15 protein-coding genes and 1 other RNA gene are annotated in these 21,294 nt (G+C 62.2%); 8 read left to right on the top strand and 8 right to left on the bottom strand.

Annotated features, from left to right (window positions below; translation table 11 throughout):
* Positions 1-3 precede the first annotated feature (3 nt).
* The 5 genes from ACYQ47_RS25530 to gyrA all read right to left on the bottom strand — a co-directional run bounded on the left by ACYQ47_RS25530 (position 4) and on the right by gyrA (position 6,841).
* On the bottom strand, positions 4-930 hold the full coding sequence (locus ACYQ47_RS25530) for a prephenate dehydrogenase (protein ID WP_244825922.1): 927 nt from the start codon (positions 928-930) through the stop codon (positions 4-6).
* An 82-nt stretch (positions 931-1,012) separates the two neighbouring features.
* The gene (gene pheA, locus ACYQ47_RS25525; protein ID WP_244825924.1) at positions 1,013-2,095 is read right to left on the bottom strand and encodes a prephenate dehydratase; all 1,083 of its coding nucleotides are present in this window, start codon (positions 2,093-2,095) and stop codon (positions 1,013-1,015) included.
* 40 nt (positions 2,096-2,135) lie between these two features.
* Positions 2,136-3,218, bottom strand: a complete 1,083-nt coding sequence (gene serC / locus ACYQ47_RS25520; RefSeq protein WP_459907518.1) for a 3-phosphoserine/phosphohydroxythreonine transaminase — start codon at positions 3,216-3,218, stop codon at positions 2,136-2,138.
* A gap of 174 nt (positions 3,219-3,392) precedes the next feature.
* Entirely contained in the window at positions 3,393-4,007 is a 615-nt protein-coding gene (locus tag ACYQ47_RS25515; RefSeq protein WP_244828095.1) for a DUF2059 domain-containing protein, read from the bottom strand.
* A 170-nt stretch (positions 4,008-4,177) separates the two neighbouring features.
* Positions 4,178-6,841: a DNA gyrase subunit A gene (gyrA, locus tag ACYQ47_RS25510; RefSeq protein WP_244825926.1), complete on the bottom strand. Its 2,664-nt coding sequence runs from the start codon at positions 6,839-6,841 to the stop codon at positions 4,178-4,180.
* Between the two features lie 684 nt (positions 6,842-7,525).
* Here gyrA and ompA point away from each other — a divergent pair.
* From ompA to ACYQ47_RS25485, 5 genes are all read left to right on the top strand, one after another.
* The gene (ompA, locus tag ACYQ47_RS25505; RefSeq protein ID WP_244825927.1) at positions 7,526-8,182 is read left to right on the top strand and encodes an outer membrane protein OmpA; all 657 of its coding nucleotides are present in this window, start codon (positions 7,526-7,528) and stop codon (positions 8,180-8,182) included.
* 255 nt (positions 8,183-8,437) lie between these two features.
* Positions 8,438-9,136 carry a bifunctional 2-polyprenyl-6-hydroxyphenol methylase/3-demethylubiquinol 3-O-methyltransferase UbiG gene (gene ubiG / locus ACYQ47_RS25500; protein ID WP_244825928.1) on the top strand — a complete coding sequence of 233 codons (699 nt, stop codon included), beginning with the start codon at positions 8,438-8,440 and terminating at the stop codon, positions 9,134-9,136.
* A gap of 4 nt (positions 9,137-9,140) precedes the next feature.
* A complete protein-coding gene (gene gph, locus ACYQ47_RS25495; protein WP_244825929.1) occupies positions 9,141-9,899 on the top strand; it encodes a phosphoglycolate phosphatase in 759 nt (252 codons plus the stop codon).
* A 55-nt stretch (positions 9,900-9,954) separates the two neighbouring features.
* Positions 9,955-10,312: a transfer-messenger RNA gene (gene ssrA / locus ACYQ47_RS25490) on the top strand.
* A 413-nt stretch (positions 10,313-10,725) separates the two neighbouring features.
* Positions 10,726-13,131: an FG-GAP-like repeat-containing protein gene (locus ACYQ47_RS25485; RefSeq protein WP_459907514.1), complete on the top strand. Its 2,406-nt coding sequence runs from the start codon at positions 10,726-10,728 to the stop codon at positions 13,129-13,131.
* 78 nt (positions 13,132-13,209) lie between these two features.
* Here ACYQ47_RS25485 and ACYQ47_RS25480 read toward each other — a convergent pair whose 3' ends face one another.
* From ACYQ47_RS25480 to ACYQ47_RS25470, 3 genes are all read right to left on the bottom strand, one after another.
* The gene (locus tag ACYQ47_RS25480) at positions 13,210-14,286 is read right to left on the bottom strand and encodes a glycosyltransferase family 4 protein (protein ID WP_244825931.1); all 1,077 of its coding nucleotides are present in this window, start codon (positions 14,284-14,286) and stop codon (positions 13,210-13,212) included.
* Positions 14,287-14,681: 395 nt separating this feature from the next.
* On the bottom strand, positions 14,682-14,951 hold the full coding sequence (locus ACYQ47_RS25475) for a hypothetical protein (protein ID WP_244825932.1): 270 nt from the start codon (positions 14,949-14,951) through the stop codon (positions 14,682-14,684).
* Positions 14,952-15,099: 148 nt separating this feature from the next.
* The gene (locus tag ACYQ47_RS25470) at positions 15,100-16,170 is read right to left on the bottom strand and encodes a substrate-binding domain-containing protein (RefSeq protein WP_250509442.1); all 1,071 of its coding nucleotides are present in this window, start codon (positions 16,168-16,170) and stop codon (positions 15,100-15,102) included.
* Positions 16,171-16,297: 127 nt separating this feature from the next.
* Between ACYQ47_RS25470 and ACYQ47_RS25465 the strand changes: the two genes are divergently transcribed.
* Genes ACYQ47_RS25465 through fdhF form a run of 3 tightly spaced genes read left to right on the top strand, consistent with a single transcriptional unit; the run spans position 16,298 to position 21,294 of the window.
* Positions 16,298-16,795 (top strand): NAD(P)H-dependent oxidoreductase subunit E, encoded by a 498-nt coding sequence (locus tag ACYQ47_RS25465; protein WP_309962669.1) that lies wholly within the window; start codon positions 16,298-16,300, stop codon positions 16,793-16,795.
* Positions 16,792-18,348 (top strand): formate dehydrogenase beta subunit, encoded by a 1,557-nt coding sequence (locus tag ACYQ47_RS25460; protein ID WP_459907511.1) that lies wholly within the window; start codon positions 16,792-16,794, stop codon positions 18,346-18,348. The genes ACYQ47_RS25465 and ACYQ47_RS25460 overlap by 4 nt, the downstream gene beginning before the upstream one ends.
* Before the next feature lie 18 nt (positions 18,349-18,366).
* Positions 18,367-21,294, top strand: coding sequence for a formate dehydrogenase subunit alpha (gene fdhF / locus ACYQ47_RS25455; RefSeq protein ID WP_250509361.1), 2,928 nt, complete (start codon positions 18,367-18,369; stop codon positions 21,292-21,294).

Here is a 21,294-nt window from a genome sequence, read left to right as displayed (position 1 = left end):
TCCTTATTTCGCGGCGGGATCGCCGGACGTCTTGATGCTGCCGCGTTCCTGCCATTCTTTTCTGGCGACACGCGAACGCGCGAACGCCGCTTCGAGCGCCGCGCCGTCCGACGCATCGATGGCCGCGCGAAACCGTGCGAGCACGGCGGCGTAATCGTCGAGTTCGGCGAGCAGCGCGGCGCGATTCGCCACGCAGATGTCGCGCCACATTTCCGGACTCGATGCCGCGATGCGCGTGAAATCGCGAAATCCGCCCGCGGCGAAAGAAAACTTCAGCTCGGCGTCGGGCGCTTCCAAAATCTGCTCGACGAGCGCGAACGAGAGCACGTGCGGCAGATGGCTCACCGACGCGAACACGCGATCATGCTGCGTCTCGCTCATGCGATGCACCGCCGCGCCGGTCGCGCGCCACATCGCGGCGATGCGGTCGACATCGGCCGGCGCGTTTTCGGCGAGCGGACAAAGCACGACGTTGCGATCCACGTAAAGGTCGGGCAAGGCGGCATCGACGCCGCTCGATTCGCGCCCGGCGATCGGATGCCCGGGCACGAACTGCGCGAGCTTTACGCCGAGCGCCGCGCGCGCCGCCGCGACGACGTCGCTCTTGGTGCTGCCTGCGTCCGTGACGATGGTCCGCGCTTCGAGCAAGGGCGCGATGCGCGCGAGCAGCGGTTCGGTCTGCGCGACGGGCGCCGCGATCAAGACGAGATCCGCGCCGTGCAACGCGCGTGCGAGCGCCGCGTCGTCGTCGAGCGCGACGGCTTCGTCGATCACGCCGAGTTCGAGCGCGCGTTCGACCGAGCGCAGCGAGCGTCCGACGCCGACCACGCGGCCTTCGATTCCCGCGCGCTCGCGCAACGCGCGCGCAAGCGATCCGCCGATCAGGCCGACGCCGAAAATAACCAGTTTATTGAAAGAGAATGCGTCCACGGAACATCGATAAGTGCGCGCCGTTCGACGCTGGAAAAATCGGCCGCTGCCCGAATCGAGCGGCGGCCCGCGAAAACTCGGGTCAACGCGCGCGCGGATAGGACCCAAGAATCTTCAAAAACGCAGCCTTGCGCCCGAGTTCATCGAGCGCGGCGGCGACGAACGCATCGTCGCGATGCCCTTCGATATCGATATAGAAGTAATACTCCCACGTGCCGGCGCGCGCGGGCCGCGATTCGAAGCGCGTCATGGAAACGCCGTGCTTTGCGAGCGGCTCCAGGAGCTTGAACATTGCGCCCGATTCATTGGTCACCGTCACGATGAGCGAAGTTTGATCGTGACCGCTCGGCCCCGTCGGTTCGCGACCGATGATCACGAAGCGCGTGCGGTTGTGCGGGTCGTCCTGAATCTGCGAATAAACGACGCCCAAGCCGTAATGCGTGGCCGCGCGGTCGCCAGCGATGGCCGCGACGGCCGGGTCGCCCACCGCGATACGCGCCGCTTCCGCGTTGCTCGAAACCGCCTGCCGTTCGAGCTGCGGCGCGTTCGCGGTCAGCCAGTGCTGGCACTGCGCGAGCGCTTGCGGATGCGCATAGACGCGCTTCACGCCTTCGAGCGTGCCGGACGCGGTCAAAAGATTGTGGTGAATCGGCAGCGCGAGTTCGCCGCCGATCAAGAGCGACGTTTCCAGCAGCAAGTCCAGCGTGCGCGACACCGCGCCTTCCGCCGAATTCTCGACCGGCACGACGCCATATTGCGCGGCGCCCGCTTCGACCGAGCGAAACACTTCGTCGATGGACGGACACGCGAGGCCCTCGATCGAATGACCGAAGTATTCGAACATCGCCTGTTCGCTATACGTGCCGACCGGGCCCAGGAACGCTGAACGGATAGTCTGTTCGAGCGCGCGGCTCGCGGCCATGATCTCGCGCCAGATCGCGGCGATGTGCGCGTCGGCGAGCGGGCCGTCGCTCATTTCCTGCAGACGCGCGATGACTTGCAGTTCGCGCTCCGGCCGAAACACGGGCGCGTTGAAATGCTTCTTCACTTCGCCGACTTCGAGCGCGACGGAAGCGCGCTGATTCAAAAGCGCGATGAGTTGCGCGTCGAGCGCGTCGATGCGTTCACGCAGCGGTTTGAGTCTTGAATTGAGATCGTCGTCCATGCGGTGCTTGGGGCAGAGGCAGTTAAAGGAGCGATGAGGCTTACGCGCTGGTCCGCTCGAATTCCTTCATGTAATCGACGAGCGCTTTCACGCCCTCGACCGGCACCGCGTTGTAGATCGATGCCCGCATGCCGCCGACGGACTTGTGGCCCTTCAGTTGCAACAGACCGCGCGCCTTGGTGCCGGTCAGGAAATCGGTATTGCGCGATTCGTCGGCGAGGAAGAACGGCACGTTCATGCGCGAGCGCGCGTTCCGGTCGACCTTGTTGACGTAGAAATCGCTGGAATCGATGGTGTCGTAAAGCAACGTCGCCTTTTCGAGATTGCGCGCTTCCATGGCTTCCAGGCCGCCCTGTTTCTTCAGCCACTTGAAGACGAGGCCAGCGACGTAGATCGCGTAAGTGGGCGGCGTGTTGTACATCGAATTGTTCTCCGCGACGATCTTCCACTCGAACGCGGACGGGCAGATAGACAGCGCGCGGTCGAGCAGATCCTCGCGCACGATCACGACCGTCACGCCCGCCATGCCGATGTTCTTCTGCGCGCCGCCGAAGAGCACGCCGTACTTGGCGACGTCCATGGGACGCGAAAGAATGTGCGACGACGCGTCCGCCACGAGCGGAATGTCGCCGAGATCGGGAATTTCGAAGGCCTCGACGCCGTCGATGGTTTCGTTCGTGCACAGATGCACGTAAGCGGGATCGTCCGAAAGCTGCCACTCGCTCAACGCAGGCACGCGCGTGAAGCCCTGCTCGGTCTTGCCAGTCGCCGCGAGATGCGGCGTGCAGTACTTCTGCGCTTCCTTGAGCGACTTGGTCGACCATGAACCGGTGACGACGAAATCGGCGGTCTTTTTCGTGCCGAGCATGTTCATCGGCACGATGGCGTTTTCGCCAATGCCACCGCCCTGCAGAAACAATATGCGATGCGACGCCGGCACCTTGAGCAATTCCCGCAGATCGGTCAGCGCCGCTTCATGGATCGACGTGAACTCCGCGCCGCGGTGACTCATCTCCATCACGCTCATGCCGCTGCCTTGCCAATCGAGCATTTCATCGGCGGCTTGCTTCAACACTTCTTCTGGCAAGGCGGCCGGGCCGGCGGAGAAATTGAACACGCGCATCTGGAGATCCCGATTTGTCTCGTTCGACAGACGCGGAGCCTGAAACGATGAGCTGAAAGCTCGTTGTCCGCGCCTAAAAAAGAAATGGCTGCTTGCGCTTGCGCGCAAACAGCCATTATCGCACTGTCCTGAAAACCCGCCAATGCGCGAGCCTTTCGGACTATGCCACCGTGCTTACTTGCCCGGCTTGACGCTTGCCACTTCCTGGTCGGCTTGCGTGCGCGTTGCCTTGATGGCTTGCGGCATGTACTTCTGCATCAAACCATTGACCACGTCGCGACCAACCTGGTCTTGAACCTGAATGAACTTGCGGCCCGTCGTGCTCTTGTAGAACGAGGTCAGGTCCTTGATTTCATCGGTCGTGTAGTACTTCGCGTATGCGTCGTACTGAGCTTTCATTGCGTCCTGACGGAAGCTGTCAGTTGCGAACACCTGACCTGCCGAGTCAACCAGCTTCGGCACTGCATTCTTTTGCAGCGTCGGAACGGCAGCTTGCTTCTGCTTGTCGTTCAGCGACTTGTTTTCCGACAGCGCGTCCGACAGGATTGCCGGGACGAGTTGCTTCGACTGCATTTGCGCGCTGTTGCCGATCGCGCCGACCAGCTTCTGCGCGTCGATCGCGTCGAGCAGGTCCTTGATCGCGGCTTGCTTGGCCGGATCAACCGGGGCTGCTGCGGCCGGTGCCGGAGCTGCCGCCTGGTTCGGCGCCTGGTTCTGAAGCGACTGAGCCATCGCGAAAGTCGGCACGAAAGCGGCCAGCAACATCCACTGCTTGAAACGTCCTTGCATCATTACTCCCTGTAAAAAATATCCAGTTCTGCACCGGCGACGAGCCTTCAGATTTTCGACGCTGGCTTCGCACATAACGAAGCACAGCGCCGACAACAGGCCCGAGTCGCGCAGCTTAACCAATTCAGGCTTTCAAAAGCGAATACGAGAAGCTTGCGTCACAAAAAATATCAGGCGTCTTCGCCGTTTTCATCATTTTCTGAGTCGCCCGGCGCGGCGGCGGAGCCGTTCGTGCCGGTGTCGCCTTCGTCGAGTGCTTCAGCTTCTGCTTCCACTTCGGCTTCCGCCTCCGCGATATGCTGCAGTCCCGACAACTTGGTGCCCTCGTCAAGGCTGATGAGTGTAACACCTTGAGTTGCACGCCCCATTTCGCGGATTTCGGACACGCGCGTGCGGATGAGCACGCCCGATGTCGTAATGAGCATGATCTCGCTTTCCGGCTCGACGAGCGTCGCGGCGACCACGCGGCCGTTGCGCTCGGAAGTCTGGATCGCGATCATGCCCTTCGTGCCGCGGCCATGGCGTGTGTATTCGTTGATCGGCGTGCGCTTGCCGTAGCCGTTTTCCGTCGCGGTGAGCACCGACTGGATTTCGTCGCCGGCCACGAGCATGGCGATGACCTGCTGACCGTCTTCCAGTTGCATGCCACGCACGCCGCGCGCTTCGCGGCCCATGGCGCGCACGTCGTTCTCGTCGAAACGTACCGCCTTGCCTGAATCGGAGAACAGCATGACGTCATGCGCGCCGTCGGTAATGGCCGCGCCGATGAGAAAGTCGCCGTCATCCAGACCGACCGCGATGATGCCCTTCTTGAGCGGACGGCTGAACGCTTCGAGCGGCGTCTTTTTGACGGTGCCGAGCGAAGTGGCCATGAAGACGAACTTGTCGGCCGAGAAGTCCTTGATAGGCAGCACGACGTTGATCTTCTCGCCTTCCTGCAGCGGGAACATGTTGACGATTGGCCGGCCGCGCGAATTGCGCGAGCCTTGCGGCACTTCGTAGACCTTGATCCAGTACACGCGACCGCGGTTCGAGAAGCACAGCATGTGATCGTGCGTGTTCGCGATGAAAAGCGTGTCGATCCAGTCGTCTTCCTTCATTTGCGTGGCCTGCTTGCCGCGCCCGCCACGCTTTTGCGCGCGGTACTCGGAAAGCGGCTGCGACTTCACGTAGCCGGTATGCGACATGGTCACGACCATTTCCTGCGGCGTGATCAGGTCTTCGGTGTTCAGCTCGGTTGCATTCAACTCGATACGCGAACGACGCTCGTCACCGAACTCGGCGCGTACCTGGCCCAGTTCTTCGACGATGATCTGACGAATACGCTCCGGCCGCGCGAGGATGTCGAGCAAGTCGGCGATCTGCGCCATCACGTCACGATACTCGGCGACGATCTTGTCTTGTTCGAGACCCGTCAGGCGTTGCAGGCGCATCTGCAGAATTTCCTGCGCCTGGACGTCCGACAGCTTGTAGAGCCCATCTTCCTGCAGCCCGTAGGCCGGATTCAGTCCTTCCGGACGATACGCAATACGCCCGCCCGTCGCCTCGGTCTCGGTGCGCGTGAGCATTTCGCGCACGAGCGAAGAATCCCACGGACGGTTCATTAACTCTTGCTTCGCCACAGGCGGAGTCGGCGCGGCCTTGATGATCGCGATGAATTCGTCGATATTCGCGAGCGCCACCGCGAGGCCTTCGAGCACGTGTCCGCGATCGCGCGCCTTGCGCAGTTCGTAGACCGTGCGCCGCGTGAGCACTTCCCGCCGATGCGACAGGAAGCATTCCAGCATTTCCTTCAGGTTCAGCAGCTTGGGCTGGCCGTCGACGAGCGCGACCAGATTCATGCCGAAAGTGTCCTGAAGCTGCGTCTGCTTATACAGATTGTTCAGAATGACTTCCGGCACTTCTCCGCGCTTGAGTTCGATCACGACACGCATGCCGCTCTTGTCGGACTCGTCGCGAATGTCGGAGATGCCCTCGATCTTTTTCTCGTTGACGAGTTCGGCGATGCGCTCGAGCAGCGTGCGCTTGTTCACCTGATACGGAATCTCGTCGACGATGATGGCCATGCGCTGGCCGCGGTCGATCTCTTCGAAGTGCGTGGTCGCGCGCATGACGACGCGACCGCGCCCAGTGCGATAACCGTCGCGCACGCCCGCGACGCCGTAGATGATGCCGGCCGTCGGGAAATCCGGCGCCGGCACGATCTCGATGAGTTCGTCGACCGTTGCCTCAGGCGTGTTGAGCAGATGCAGACAGGCGTCGACGATTTCGCGCAAATTGTGCGGCGGAATGTTCGTTGCCATGCCGACCGCGATACCGGCTGAGCCGTTGATCAGCAGATTCGGGATGCGCGCCGGAAGTACGAGCGGCTCGCTTTCGCTGCCGTCGTAGTTCGGGCCGAAGTCGACGGTTTCCTTGTCGATGTCGGCCAGCAGTTCGTGACCGATCTTCGCCATGCGGATTTCGGTGTAACGCATGGCGGCGGCGTTGTCGCCGTCGACCGAACCGAAGTTGCCCTGGCCGTCCACCAGCATGTAGCGCAGCGAAAACGGCTGAGCCATGCGAACGATCGTCTCGTACACCGATGCGTCGCCGTGCGGATGGTACTTACCAATCACGTCGCCGACGATACGCGCCGACTTTTTATACGCGCGATTCCAGTCGTTGTTCAGCTCGTGCATGGAATACAGCGCGCGACGGTGTACGGGCTTCAGTCCATCGCGGACATCGGGAAGCGCTCGCCCGACGATCACGCTCATCGCGTAATCGAGATATGAGCGGCGCATTTCCTCCTCTAGGGAGATTGGCAGAGTCTCTTTGGCGAATTGATCCATTATCCGTGTCTTGAACTGTGCAGCAGCGACACAGCAGCGCGATCCGACGATTCGAAAACGTTACCTCGAGTTTCGCCCTCGCCCGCCGGCCGCGCGACCCGCGCCGGCCAGGCGCGTAAGCCATACGCTGCGGCGCTGCGAACGCAGCGCATCCAAAGATTCTAACATGCGCGACATCCGCGTCCGGAGGACCGGCGTATACATAGTGTATGGGACGCTCAACCGCCGTTCCCGATCTTGAGGAATGAGGGATAGATGCACTTGTTCCAATTACTTACAAAAACCAGGGAACGTTTCACTGTTTTCGTCACTTAGGCGGGCTATGATGCCGCCTCGTCGTTTTGCTAAAGCAGTACAAACCCGACGATAAAGATACGCAGATATTGACTCGCGGGCACATAAAGTGCGCACGTTTCGCGCCTTCCGCGACCAAGACCGGCTCCTGTCCCTTTCTTGTTGCGCATGCACCACATAAGGTTGCGGGCGCAGAGGGTGCGGGGATATTTTTATCGTTGCAAGGGAACGATATGGCAAAATGCCAACGCACAAAGTTAGACACTGCTCGAAGTCTACACAGCCGCGTTTTGTTCCGTAGGGAATGTTATACTCCGAGCAATGTATGACTTGTCTTTGTCTACAGGCTCGCAGTAAACCTGCGGTAATCTCAATTTCGAGAGGAGAAATATGAATAAACTTTCAAAGCTCGCGTTCATTGCAGCTACCGCAGTTATGGCTGCATCGGCCTCGGCGCAATCGGTGCCGGCCTCGCGACAAGCCGTGAACGACAACTGGGTGAACGGCACGGGCGAGTATGTGTGGATGAACGGCACGAACGAACTCTGCTGGCGCGACGCATTCTGGACCCCGGCCACGGCCAACGCAAAGTGCGATGGCGCTCTGGTCGCAGTCGCGCCGACGCCGCCCGCACCGGTCGCTCCGCCGCCCCCGGTTATCCAAAGCCAGAAGGTCACCTATCAAGCTGACGCTCTGTTCGACTTCGACAAGGCAGTTCTGAAGCCGGCTGGCAAGACCGCGCTTGACGATCTCGCATCGAAGATCGGCGCGCTGAACCTGGAAGTCGTGGTCGCTACCGGCTACACCGACCGCATTGGTTCGGACAAGTACAACGACCGTCTGTCGCTGCGCCGTGCGCAAGCTGTCAAGGCTTACCTGGTCAGCAAGGGCATCGAAGCCAACCGTATCTATACGGAAGGCAAGGGCAAGCGCAACCCGGTCACCACGGGCTGCAACCAGAAGAACCGCAAGCAACTTATCGCCTGCCTCGCACCGGATCGTCGCGTGGAAGTCGAAGTTGTCGGCACGACGCGTCAGCCGCAGTAATTGCGCTGATTGCCGCAGGATCGAACCCCCGCTTCGGCGGGGGTTTTTTTATGCCTGCGATTTTTGTGAATCTCGGCGAGATGCGCGCATCGAATAAACGCAATAACCGTGGCCCCGGCGCAGGCGGCTTCGACGGCTATGGCACGGAACGAGCGAAGTTGTCGGCGACGCGTCACTTCAGCTTTTTGCCGCCCTTTTCCCGCGCCTATATACTCGATCCTTAACGATTCACGACTTAGAAGGGCAATTGAGAATATGACCAACGTCGATCCCCACGAACTGCAGAAATTTAGCGAGCTTGCGCATCGCTGGTGGGACCCGAACGCCGAGTTCAAACCGCTTCACGAATTGAACCCGGTGCGGCTCGACTGGATCGATGCGCACGCGCATCTGATGAGCAAGCAAGTGCTCGACATCGGCTGCGGCGGCGGCATTTTGTCGGAATCGATGGCGGCGCGTGGCGCGAAGGTCAAGGGCATCGACTTGTCGTCGAGCGCGCTTGGCGTCGCGGATCTGCATAGTCTGGAAAGCGGCGTGGAGGTGGCGTACGAGGAGATCGCAGCCGAAGCGCTGGCCGCGCGCGAACCCGCTTCCTACGACGTCGTGACCTGCATGGAAATGCTCGAGCACGTGCCGAATCCGGCGGGCACCGTTGCCGCGTGCGCCGCGCTGGTCAAGCCAGGCGGCTGGGTCTTCTTCTCTACGCTGAATCGCAACGCGAAGGCGTATATGTTCGCCGTGATCGGCGCGGAGTACATCGCGCGCATGTTGCCGCGCGGCACGCATGACTATGCGCGCTTCATCAAGCCGTCCGAACTCGCCACCTTCGCGCGCACGGCGTCGCTCTTGCCGGTCGACATCAAAGGCATCACCTACCGTCCGTTCTCGCGCCACTTCGGGCTGTCTACTGACACGAGCATCAACTACATGATGGCCTGCCGCCGGGAAGCCTGACGCCATGACCCAAGAAGACCAGAACGGTGTTGTCCAGACGACGCCCCTGCCCGACGATCCCACCCCGCTGCCCCAGCGCGCCGCCGAGGGCGATTCGCTCGGGCTCTGCCAGGCCGTACTGTTCGATCTCGACGGCACCATCGCCGATACTGCGCCCGATCTCGTCGCGGCCGTCAACAAGATGCGGCACGATCGCGGACTCGAAATGCGCCCCCTCGAAACCCTGCGGCCTTACGCATCGGCGGGTGCGCGCGGGTTGTTGGGCGGCGCGTTCGAGATCAGCCCCGAGCATCCCGATTTCGCGGCGATGCGCGATGAGTTTCTCGCCAACTACGAAGCGGATTTGTGTATCGAAACGACGCTGTTTCCCGGCATCACCGAGTTGCTCGATCAGCTCGATGCACGCGGCGTGCGCTGGGGCATCGTGACGAATAAGGTGACGCGCTTCGCCGAACCGCTCGTCGCCCTGCTCGGACTGGATAAGCGGGCCGGTTGTCTCGTTTGTGGCGATACGACGGCGCATTCGAAGCCGCATCCCGCGCCGCTGCTGCACGCGGCCGAATTACTGGATGTGGCGCCGGAGCGAATCGTCTATGTCGGCGACGACTTGCGCGACGTTCAGGCAGGCTTTGCAGCCGGCATGATCACCGTGGCGGCGGCCTATGGCTATTGCGGCGACGACATTCCGCCGCACCGCTGGCACGCGACTCACGTAGTGGACACGCCAGAAGAACTGCAGCAATTGCTGCGCGATATCGCTTGAAAGTGGCCGCGGTTCGCCTCACATGGCTTTTCATGGGATAATCTCCGTTCTGCTTGGGGGCGACCTGGTTTCGACAGGGGTTGCGAAGCGGTCAGGGCATACCGAGGACCCGTCACCTCGTTAATCAATGGGAAAAACGTAACTGCAAACGACGAAACGTTCGCACTGGCAGCCTAAGGGCCGCCGTCCTCTCACTAACTTACTGACGGGTTAGGGTAGCAATACCACGAGAGGTCATATACGTCAGTTAAGCTTTGTCGGCGTCACGACGCCAAAGTCGAAAATTTAGTGAATCGCTGTAGCGAAGCGTGTTCGTCCGCGTTGCTACGGTTAAATCAAAAGATAGAACTAAGTATGTAGAACTGTTCGTAGAGTGCTTCTGGACGCGGGTTCGATTCCCGCCGCCTCCACCACCCCATTTGAAACCCGCGCATGCGAAAGCACCGCGGGTTTTTTCTTGCCACGGCTCGCCAACCCGCGCGAATAAGCGCATCCGCGAAACCCGTAGCCAAAAAAAAAGCCCCGCGCGGGGCGGGGCAAACATCCTTGAGAGACGTAGCTCTGGCAGAGACAACCTCGGCTACGGACGAGAGAATAGTCGGCGGCCAGTACTGTTCGAATCAGAGCGGTCCTAAAACGCTGCCTTACGGCAGTTATCTTGATGCACGTAAGCCCGGCGCAAGGCGATGCCCTTCTGTGCCGCGAGATTGGACGCGTCAGCCCCATTCATGTTCGCTCGGCCACTGACCGATTTCTCGTTCGCACGGCAATCTTCTGCTTTATTCTGTCGACGATCGGCGCGTCGATAAGCGCTTACGGGGAAAGCATGCGCAGAAGCATAGCGAGACGGTGGATCGGCAATCTGATTCTTTCTTTGATGTGGGCGCTATGCGCCGCGCTCCTCCCGGCTGGCGCCCGCGCGGCCCCGCCCGTCGCCGATTGCCACGCGGGCACTCTCATCACGGTAGTCGCCCACCTGGACGACGATCTCCTCTTCGTGAATCCCGGCATCAGCGACAAGCTCGACGCCGGCTGGTGCGTGACGACGGTTCACCTGATCGGCGGCGCAAACGGTGCGAAGTTCGATTACGTCGTGCTTCGCGAGACCGGCACGAAGCTCGCCTATGCGCGCATGGCAGGCGTGCCGGACAAATGGCAAGAATCGACAGTGATGCTCGCGGGAAAGCCCGTGCATCAGCTCGTGCTTACGCAGCAGCCGCGCGTGAAGCTGCTCGAATTGCGGTTGCCCGGCGGCGGTGTGCGCGGCGGCAAGGTGCCGCTCGGTCTGCTGTGGGATCGCGGGCAGACGCTCAATACCTATCCGCTGCAAGCGGACGGCACCGGTTCGACCACTTACGACCGCGCCGCCCTTTCCGCGACGTTGCGCGCGATCCTCTCGCAAGCTACGGAAATCTACACGCTCAATCCGGATACGGTCGCCTTCATGGAGCATCCGGATCACATTCTCGCGGCGCGCATCACGCGTGTGGTTGCGCAGAGCCTGAAGCGCGATGTGCCGATCGGCTATCACGTCACCTATCCGACGGGCGGCTTGCCGAAGAATCTCGACGCCGCGCAGACGCTGCGAAAGCGCGATGTCGTCGGCAGCTATTTCGCGATCGATGGCAACGACGCCGGTCACGTCTTCGGCGAGTACATGTGGGACGGCAACTGGGTCGCGCGCCGCTACTGGAGCATGGCCCATGCGAACGACGCCGGTCCGGAGTTCCAGCTGCGCCCGTTCCAGCTCGTCAACGAATACTCGAGCCGCTGCCTGACATCGGCCGGTGCGGGTAAGGCACCGACGCTCGCCGCATGCACAGGCGCCGCGACGCAAAACTGGTTCTGGCAACAGTTGCCCGCCGCGCCGGGCGCTAAAAACGATGCGCTCTTCGTGAGCGCGGCGACGCGCGGGTGTATCGCGGAACGGGAAAACGGGCTTGTCGAGGAAAGCTGCAAGCCGGAAAGCGCGGTACAGCACTGGACGCCGTGGGACTTCGGCTTCGTGTACACGCCGCTCGATCACTGTCTCGGCGAGAAAAACGACTTACTGACGGCAAGCCGCTGTTCGATGCTGACGGCGCAGTATCGATGGTCGCCGTCATCGCAAACGGTGTGGACGGACACGCGGCAGGAAGGCGCCCTCTTCGGCGACGTTCGTGGCGAAGGCCGCGACAGCACCGTGTATGTGCAGCGGCGCAAGGACGGGCCCGGCTTCAACGTATGGGTGGCGGAGATGTCGCGCTTCGACCGGGCGTCGCCGTGGTTTCTGAACGCCGTGCCGTTCGACCCGCAAGCCACCGCGCCGACCTGCAATGCCGATTCGCTTTGCTTCGACAGCGCGCGCTTTCTGTTGGGCGATTTCGATGGCGACGGCCGCGCCGATCTGATGGCGATCACGCCGCGCAACGGCGGCACCGCGTTCTGGCTCCTCAAAAGCGCCGGCACGCATTTCGAGGCGCCCCGTTTGTGGTTTCAGACGAGCGCGGCATGGACGCCCGAAATCGCGCAGCAATACGTGGCAGGCGATTTCAACGCCGACGGCCGCGCCGACGTGATGATCGCGCAGAAAAGCAAGGACGCGGGGCTCGACCTCTGGGTGCTGACGTCGAGCGGCGCGACGGCGAACGCGCCTGCGCTGTGGTTAAAGGCGAGCCAGTTGAGTCAGAGCGCGCGTTTCATGCCGGCTCGCGTCGCGCAATCGAAGCACGTGGGGCTTCTCGCGATCGAGAATATCGACGGCGCGCTCGCGCTCTCGCAATTCGCGAGTGACGGAAGCGCCTTCGCGCCGAGCTATCGCACGAACGTCTATGCGCAGTTGCGCGCGCCGTTCGCCAAGGTCGTGGCGGGCGATATCGATGGCGACGGCATCGACGATCTGGCCGTGCTCGAACCGCGTGGGGACAGCGCGAGCACGCGCGTCTTCACGATGAAAGGCGGCAAGGCGTTCGGCCCGGCCATCGAGACAACGACGCTCGCCGATACGTCCTACGCGGATTCAATGCCCGCAATCGCGCGCGTCACCGAACACGACGATCACGCCACGCTGGTGCTGTTCAAGCGCGCGAACGCGTTGCTCGGCGAGTTCTATTACACGGGCGGCGCGCCGAGTCTCTACGGCTACGAATTCGATACGGCGTTCAAGCTCGGGCCGGTGAAAATTTGGGGCGAATTGCCAGGGCTGTTTTCCGAGTCGCTGTGGCTCAAGACGCTGGCTTACTGGGGGCAGTGAAAGCGCGTTCGTCGTCACCAAATCAAACGCGCCGACCGGGCAACCGATGCGGCGCGTACTTGTTCAACAAGCCGACGCTCAACTAAGGCCCACGCGCAAGTTCAGAACGTCCCGCGCGATCGCCAGATACTTGTCCGCCGTGCTCTGCAGGGTCAGGCCGTTGAGCGGGCGCGTCGCGCGCGGCTGATTGAGCGCATCGAGCAAGGCGTGGCCGTAGGCGTCGCTGTCGGCGGTATCGAGTAATTGCACGCCGGGAAAACCACCCGCGAAGGCGAACGATGCAATCGCGCTCGCGACCACCGGAATGCCCGACGCCAGCGCCTCCAGAAAGCCGATGCTATGCGCCTCGAAGCTCGAGGGCATCGCAAACACGCTCGACGCCTTCAGAATCTGCGCCACGTTCATCTGCGGCCCTTCGATCTTCACGCGATCGCCAAGACCGAGCTTCGCGACCAGATCGACGACCGCCTTGTGATAGTCGAGATTTTCGATGACACCGCACAGCAGCAGTCGCGCATCCGGCTCGGCGCGCGCGACGCGCGCGAACGCTTCGACCGTCTGCAACTGGTTCTTCTCGGGAATGTAGCGGCCCACCTGCACGATCTGCTTGGCGGCCACGGGAATGGACGGTTGCGCGTCGTCGGCGAAACGGGAGACATCGACGCCGTTGGGCACGACGATCATCGAAGGATGCAGCCCGATTTCCTGCACGTAGTTGTCGATATTCTTCTGCGACACGCCAATCACCGCCTTCGCCCGGCTCGACAGCAATCGCTCGGCGCGCAAAAGCGCCCGGTTCGCGAAATCGTTCGCGCCGGAGTGCATGACCCAGACGATCGGCACCCGCGTCGGCAAGGCGCGAACGTAGAGCGCGGGAATGGTGGCGTGCGCGAAGATGATGTCGGGCTTGAACTGACGGATCGCGCGATGCAAGAACAGCAAGCGTCCGAGCTTGCCAGGGTTTTTCGTCGGGAAAAGGCAGATCACGCCGTGCGAACCGAGTTCCGCGCTGATGTGTTTGAAGTCGTCGTGTTCCGGCATCAGCGATGCGATGCAGACGTCGTGGCCCGATCGCTGATGCCCGATCGCGACGCCTTTGGCAAGCACTTCGGCCCCGGATAGTCGGGGCGCCAGTATGACCTGGAGAATACGCATTTTGCAGTCCCTCGGCTGATCCGAAGTGCGCTCAGTGGCCACACGCTTTGCCCAAGTATCGTGGTCCCCGTCGCCGCCCGCCGGTTCGCATCATCCGGCGGCCAGCGCACTTCCTGTTTTTTGTGTTTTATGACTAATGAGCCATGCCCACGCAAAACAGCACACGGGAGCACGCCGTCATAAGGTACTCCGGAGGTCATACCAAACGCCCGCCATCACATAGCGTTTTTCAGTCGATGCGTAAGACGTTGAAAGTGCACGTGTGACTGCGCGCACACGTCCTGCCGCGTCGCGTCAGTGCAAAGCGGTTTTGGCACGAAGTAAGAGGAAGATTTTGCTGCAACCGCACACGCTGTCCGGCATTCGGCAGTGCGGTCGCAGAAGTGAAATGGCGATCAGTTGGTGCCGTCCTTCGGGCACTTCAGATTGCAGCCGTCCGGGTCGCCGAGGTCGCCGCGACGGCGCATGGGCGAGCTGCCCTTTTGATACTTATCGGTTGGCGCGGAAGCCGCAAACTGCATTTGCGGATGCTCGTTGAGGCGGAACTGGTCTTGCAGCACGCCGCCCGGCACGCCAGGCGAATTCTGGGCAAACGCAACGGGAATCAGATAGAACGCACCGGCGACGAGCGCAGCGGTGGTGGAAGCGAGCAACGTAAGTTTCATGGCGGAATTTCGCGCGGGACAGCCGCGTCTGGAACAGGGTTGAGTCGACAGCAAAGCGTTAGGTTAACCCAATTCACCGCCGCGAGCAGTTTCTTCCGGGCCGGCATCTTCTTACCGTTCGTTTCTCCCGCGCGCGGCGGCGAGTGTCTCAGCCGCGCAAACCTTCTTCGATATCGACGAGCGAGCCGCAACGCGCCGGGTCGTAACCTTCCAGATGCGCCACGCTGTCGTTGAACGCGTCGCTGCGTAGCACGCGCAATACGGTGGCAAGCCGCGCCTCGTTGAGCCGCGCGCGTTCGCATGCGAAGAAGTAGTCCTCGTCGATGATCGGAATGAAGTCGAGCGCGAAGTGCTGCGCGGCGGGCTGCACGCCAAAGCCCAAGTCGGCCATGCCGCTTGCGACGAACGCGGCGATGGCCGAATGCGTGAGTTCGGTGGTCGCGTAACCGTTGATCTGATCGGGATCGACACCGACGCCGCGCAAGGACAAATCGAGCAGCATGCGCGTGCCCGAGCCCGGCTGACGATTCACGAAGCGCACGTCGCTGCGCGCGAGATCGCGCAGTCCCGTCACGCGCTTTGGGTTGCCCTTCGGCACGAAGAGGCCCTGCGTGCGCCGCGTGAGCCGAATGAGTTGATGCTTGCCCGCATCGAGATAAGGACGATAGCTCTCCGCACACGTCGCGCGAAACGGGCCGATCGGCAGATGAAAGCCCGCCAGTTCGCACTCGCCGCGAGCCAGCGCACTCACGGCTTCGTAACTTTCGCGGTATTTGATGTCCACCGGCACGCGCTGTTCGCCGAGCGCGTGCACGAGCGTCGCGACCGCGTAGCCGTGCGAAGCATGAATGCGCACTTGCGCGAGACCACTGGCGAGTTTGCGATTGAGTTCATTGGCGACATCGCTTGCGACGGACTGCAACGGCGTTTCGAGCCGGTCGCCGCAAACGCGCTGCGCACGCAACACGGACTCGCCAAGTTCCGACAAGACCGACCCGCGTCCGCGCGATTTTTGGATCAGCGCGCCGCCCAGCCGCGCCTCGATTTCGCGCAACAAACCCCACGCATGCCGATAGGACAAACCCTTAGCGCTCGCGGCATTCGCGATGCTGCCAGTCTGAGAGACGAGCTTCAAAAGCGGCACAACCGCGCTCAGGCTGGTCTCCCGGCCATCGGCGTCGCGGAGGATGAGTTCGGCGCGGCATTCGACATCGACCATATGCATTGCCCCTTCCTATTGCCAAGATATATCACGACGCCTATTGTTCTTTTACATGCTCGGTGCTTACGATTATATGATCGAAATATGCACTAATAAAACATATACCGAGCGTTGGAGGAGCCCCATGACACACACGCAGCCGTTGTCCGCCGCTGCCGCTGAAGACCTCGTGCGCCGCCATGCCGTGCACGACGCCACCTTGATGACCATCCTGCATGCCATCCAGGACGAAACCGGCTTCGTGCCGGAAGAAGTCGTCGCGCCGCTGGCGCGCGTCCTGTCGCTGTCGCGTGCGGAGGTTCACGGCACGATCACGTACTACCATCACTTTCGAAGCGCGCCGCCCGCGCGCGTGACCGTGCAGTTGTGCCGCGCGGAAGCCTGCCGCAGCATGGGCACCGAAGCGCTGAAGGATCACATCGAAGGGCATACCGGATGCCGTTTCGACAGCGGTCATGCCGAAGGCACCGAGCTCGAATCGGTGTATTGCCTCGGCCAATGCGCGCTGTCGCCGTCGATGATGATCAACGGCGAGATTCACGCGCGCGTCACGCCGCAGAAGTTCGACCGCCTATACAAGGCAGCGAGCGAACAAAGCCAGAAGACAGAGGTGACGGCATGACGCGCATCTACGTTCCCTGCGATTCCGCCGCGCTGGCATTGGGCGCGGAAGGTATTGCGAAGGCCATCGAAAGCGAAGCGGACAAGCGCGGCATCGACGTGCAGATCGTGCGCAACGGTTCGCGCGGCCTCTTCTATCTCGAACCGCTCGTCGAAGTGGAAACGCCGCAAGGGCGTATCGGTTATTCGAATGTCGATGAAGACGATATCGCCGCCCTCTTCGATGCCTCTTTCCACGAAGGCGGCGTCCACGCGAAGAACGTCGGCCTGGTCGACGACATTCCGTACCTCAAGAAGCAGCAGCGGCTGACGTTCGCGCGCATCGGTATCACGGACCCGCTTTCCATCGACGATTACACCGCGCTCGGCGGACTTGCGGGCCTGCGCCAAGTGCTCGACATGAACGGCGACGCGGTGTGCGAAGCGCTCGTCGATTCCGGCCTGCGCGGACGCGGCGGCGCGGCATTCCCCGCCGGCATCAAATGGAAGACCGTGCGCGGCGCGTATGCGGACCAGAAGTACATCGTCTGCAATGCGGATGAAGGCGACTCCGGCACCTTCTCCGACCGCCTCGTCATGGAGAGCGATCCGTTCATGCTGATCGAAGGCATGATCATCGCGGGCGTGGCGACGGGCGCGACCAAGGGCTACATCTACGTGCGCAGCGAGTATCCGCATGCCATCGCCACCCTGAATCGGGCGATCGAGCGCGCGCGCGATGCCGGCTGGCTTGGCGCGAGCGTGCTCGGCACCTCGCATGCGTTCGACCTGTACGTGGCGAAAGGCGCGGGCGCGTATGTCTGCGGCGAGGAAACGGCGTTGCTCGAATCGCTCGAAGGCAAGCGCGGCATCGTGCGCGCGAAGCCGCCGGTGCCCGCGCTCGTCGGTTTGTACGGCAGGCCAACTGTCATCAACAACGTCATCACGCTCGCCACCGTGCCGATCATCTTTGCGAAAGGCGCTGCGTTCTATCGCGACTTCGGCATGGGACGCTCGCGCGGCACGCTACCCTTCCAGCTCGCGGGCAACGTCAAGCAAGGCGGACTCGTCGAACTCGCGTTCGGTGTAAGCCTGCGCGAACTGATTCATGAATACGGCGGCGGCACGGCGAGCGGCCGTCCGGCGCGCGCGGTGCAGGTGGGCGGTCCGCTCGGCACGTATTTGCCGGAAAGCCAGTGGGATATTCCGCTCGACTACGAGGAATACGCAAAGGTCGGCGCAGTGGTCGGCCACGGCGGTCTCGTGATCCACGACGACACTTCGAACCTCGCCGAACTGGCGCAATACGCGATGCACTTCTGCGCGCTCGAATCGTGCGGCAAGTGCACGCCGTGCCGCATCGGCTCGACGCGCGGTGAAGAGGTCATCGGCAAGATTCGCGACGGCGATACGTCGGTGAAACAGATCACGCTGCTGCGCGAACTGTGCGACACCATGGTCGCCGGCTCGCTCTGCGCAATGGGCGGCATGACGCCGTTCCCGGTGCTGTCCGCGCTCGATCACTTTCCCGAAGATTTCGGGCTGCCCCGCACGCCCGCCCGAAAAGCGGCCTAAAGCAAGGGAGACAAGAACATGTCCAACACCATCAACGGCTGCGGCTCGGGCAATTGCGCATGCAAGAGCGCGGCCTCGGTTCAGCGCCGCGACCCGTTCGACGAAACCGATTACGGCACGCCGCTGCGTCACGCGGATATCGACGTGACGCTGGAAATCGATGGCCAAGCGGTCACGGTGCCGGCGGGAACGTCGGTGATGCGCGCGTCCATCGAAGCGGGCATCAACGTGCCCAAGCTCTGCGCCACGGATTCGCTCGAACCGTGGGGTTCGTGCCGCCTGTGTCTCGTCGAGATCGAGGGCAAGCGCGGCTATCCGGCTTCGTGCACGACGCCCGTGGAAGCGGGCATGAAGGTCCGCACGCAGACCGACCGGCTGCAGTCGCTGCGCCGCAACGTGATGGAACTCTACATTTCCGATCACCCGCTCGATTGCCTCACCTGTCCCGCCAACGGCGATTGCGAACTGCAGGACATGGCGGGCGTGGTCGGCTTGCGCGAAGTGCGTTACGGCTACGAAGGCGCGAACCATCTGAAGGACAAGAAGGACGAATCGAATCCGTACTTCACTTACGATCCGTCGAAGTGCATTGTCTGCAATCGCTGCGTGCGCGCGTGCGAAGAAACGCAAGGGACGTTCGCGCTGACCATCGCCGGGCGCGGTTTCGAATCGCGCGTGGCGGCAAGCGAAAACGTGCCGTTCATGGAGTCGGAGTGCGTGTCGTGCGGCGCATGCGTCGCCGCGTGCCCGACCGCGACTTTGCAGGAAAAGACCGTCATCATGCTCGGTCAGGCGGAGCATTCGGCCATCACGACGTGTGCGTATTGCGGCGTCGGCTGCTCGCTCAAGGCCGAGATGAAAGGCAACACCGTCGTGCGCATGACGCCGAACAAGAACGGCCAGGCCAACGAAGGCCACGCGTGCGTGAAGGGCCGCTTCGCGTGGGGTTACGCCACGCACAAGGATCGCATCAAGAAGCCGATGATCCGCGCGAAGATCACCGACCCGTGGCGCGAAGTGTCGTGGGACGAAGCGATCAACTACGCGGCAAGCGAATTCCGCCGCATTCAGGACAAGTACGGGCGCGATTCCATCGGCGGCATCACCTCGTCGCGCTGTACCAACGAGGAAACCTATCTCGTGCAGAAGCTCGTGCGCGCGGCGTTCGGCAACAACAATGTCGATACCTGCGCGCGCGTCTGCCATTCGCCGACCGGCTACGGCCTCAAGTCCACGCTCGGCGAATCGGCGGGTACGCAGACGTTCGCGTCGGTCGAGAAATCCGATGTCATCGTCGTGATCGGCGCAAATCCCACGGACGGCCATCCGGTCTTCGGCTCGCGGCTGAAGCGGCGCGTGCGTGAAGGCGCGCAACTGATCGTGATCGACCCGCGCCGCATCGATATCGTCGATACGCCGCACGTGAAGGCGTCGCATCATCTGCAATTGCGGCCGGGCACCAACGTCGCGATGGTCAACTCGCTCGCGCATACCATCGTGACCGAAGGACTGGTCGATGAACCCTTCGTCGCCGCACGCTGCGAAACGCGCGCGTTCCAGCAATGGCGCGATTTCGTCTCGCTCGAAGAGAACTCGCCCGAAGCGATGGAGGCCGTCACGGGCGTGCCCGCGAAGCTCGTGCGCGAAGCCGCGCGCGCCTACGCGAACTGCGGCAACGGCGCGATCTACTACGGTCTCGGCGTGACCGAACACGCGCAAGGCTCGACCACGGTCATGGGCATCGCCAACCTGGCGATGGTCACGGGCAACGTGGGCCGCGAAGGCGTCGGCGTGAATCCGTTGCGCGGACAGAACAACGTGCAGGGTTCGTGCGACATGGGCTCGTTCCCGCACGAGTTGCCGGGCTATCGGCATATCAGCGATGCCGCGACGCGCGCCCTCTTCGAGGAAGCCTGGGACGTGAAGCTGCAGCCGGAACCGGGTCTGCGCATTCCGAACATGTTCGATGCCGCCGCGCACGGCACCTTCATGGGCCTCTATTGTCAGGGCGAGGATATCGTCCAGTCGGACCCGAACACGCAGCACGTCGCCGACGCGCTCTCGGCGATGGAATGCATCGTCGTGCAGGACATCTTCCTGAACGAAACCGCGAAGTACGCGCACGTTCTGCTGCCAGGCTCGACCTTCCTCGAAAAGGACGGCACCTTCACCAACGCCGAACGCCGCATCTCGCGCGTGCGCAAGGTCATGCCGCCGCTGCCCGGCCTTGGCGACTGGGAAGTGACCATCAAGCTCGCGCGCGCACTTGGCTACGAGATGAACTACACGCATCCGTCAGAGATCATGGACGAGATCGCGCGACTCACGCCCACGTTTCACGGCGTGTCCTACGAGAAGCTCGACGAGCTCGGCAGCATTCAGTGGCCGTGCAACGAGCGTGCGCCGGAAGGCACGCCGACCATGCATATCGACGAATTCGTGCGCGGCAAGGGACGCTTCGTCATCACCAAGTTCGTGGCGACGCCGGAGAAGGTCACGCGCAAATATCCGTTGCTGCTGACGACCGGGCGCATTCTGTCGCAGTACAACGTCGGCGCGCAGACGCGTCGCACCGAGAACTCGCAGTGGCACGACGAGGACCGTCTGGAAATTCATCCGGTCGATGCGGAAGATCGCGGCATCAAGACGGGCGACTGGGTTGGTATCGAATCGCGTGCGGGACAAACCGTGCTGCGCGCGAAGATCACCGAGCGCATGCAGCCGGGCGTCGTCTACACGACCTTCCACTTCCCGGAATCCGGCGCGAACGTGATCACCACGGACTCGTCGGACTGGGCCACCAACTGTCCTGAATACAAGGTCACGGCGGTGCAGGTCATGCCGGTGGAACAACCGTCGCAATGGCAAAAGGAATATTCGCGCTTCAACACGCAGCAGCTCGAACTGCTCAACATGCGCGATGTCGCGGCGACTACGGGGAAATGA

The sequence above is a fragment of the Caballeronia sp. HLA56 genome (genome assembly GCF_054655155.1).
This window is presented reverse-complemented; position numbering and strand designations above follow the sequence as displayed.

Coding starts and splice junctions, on each gene's coding strand:
- ACYQ47_RS25465 (WP_309962669.1), top strand. CDS start 16,298: ATGACACACACGCAGCCGTTGTCCGCCGCTGCCGCTGAAGACCTCGTG.
- ACYQ47_RS25485 (WP_459907514.1), top strand. CDS start 10,726: ATGCGCAGAAGCATAGCGAGACGGTGGATCGGCAATCTGATTCTTTCT.
- ACYQ47_RS25470 (WP_250509442.1), bottom strand. CDS start 16,170: ATGGTCGATGTCGAATGCCGCGCCGAACTCATCCTCCGCGACGCCGAT.
- ACYQ47_RS25460 (WP_459907511.1), top strand. CDS start 16,792: ATGACGCGCATCTACGTTCCCTGCGATTCCGCCGCGCTGGCATTGGGC.
- ACYQ47_RS25480 (WP_244825931.1), bottom strand. CDS start 14,286: ATGCGTATTCTCCAGGTCATACTGGCGCCCCGACTATCCGGGGCCGAA.
- pheA (WP_244825924.1), bottom strand. CDS start 2,095: ATGGACGACGATCTCAATTCAAGACTCAAACCGCTGCGTGAACGCATC.
- ompA (WP_244825927.1), top strand. CDS start 7,526: ATGAATAAACTTTCAAAGCTCGCGTTCATTGCAGCTACCGCAGTTATG.
- fdhF (WP_250509361.1), top strand. CDS start 18,367: ATGTCCAACACCATCAACGGCTGCGGCTCGGGCAATTGCGCATGCAAG.
- serC (WP_459907518.1), bottom strand. CDS start 3,218: ATGCGCGTGTTCAATTTCTCCGCCGGCCCGGCCGCCTTGCCAGAAGAA.
- ubiG (WP_244825928.1), top strand. CDS start 8,438: ATGACCAACGTCGATCCCCACGAACTGCAGAAATTTAGCGAGCTTGCG.
- ACYQ47_RS25475 (WP_244825932.1), bottom strand. CDS start 14,951: ATGAAACTTACGTTGCTCGCTTCCACCACCGCTGCGCTCGTCGCCGGT.
- ACYQ47_RS25515 (WP_244828095.1), bottom strand. CDS start 4,007: ATGCAAGGACGTTTCAAGCAGTGGATGTTGCTGGCCGCTTTCGTGCCG.
- gph (WP_244825929.1), top strand. CDS start 9,141: ATGACCCAAGAAGACCAGAACGGTGTTGTCCAGACGACGCCCCTGCCC.
- gyrA (WP_244825926.1), bottom strand. CDS start 6,841: ATGGATCAATTCGCCAAAGAGACTCTGCCAATCTCCCTAGAGGAGGAA.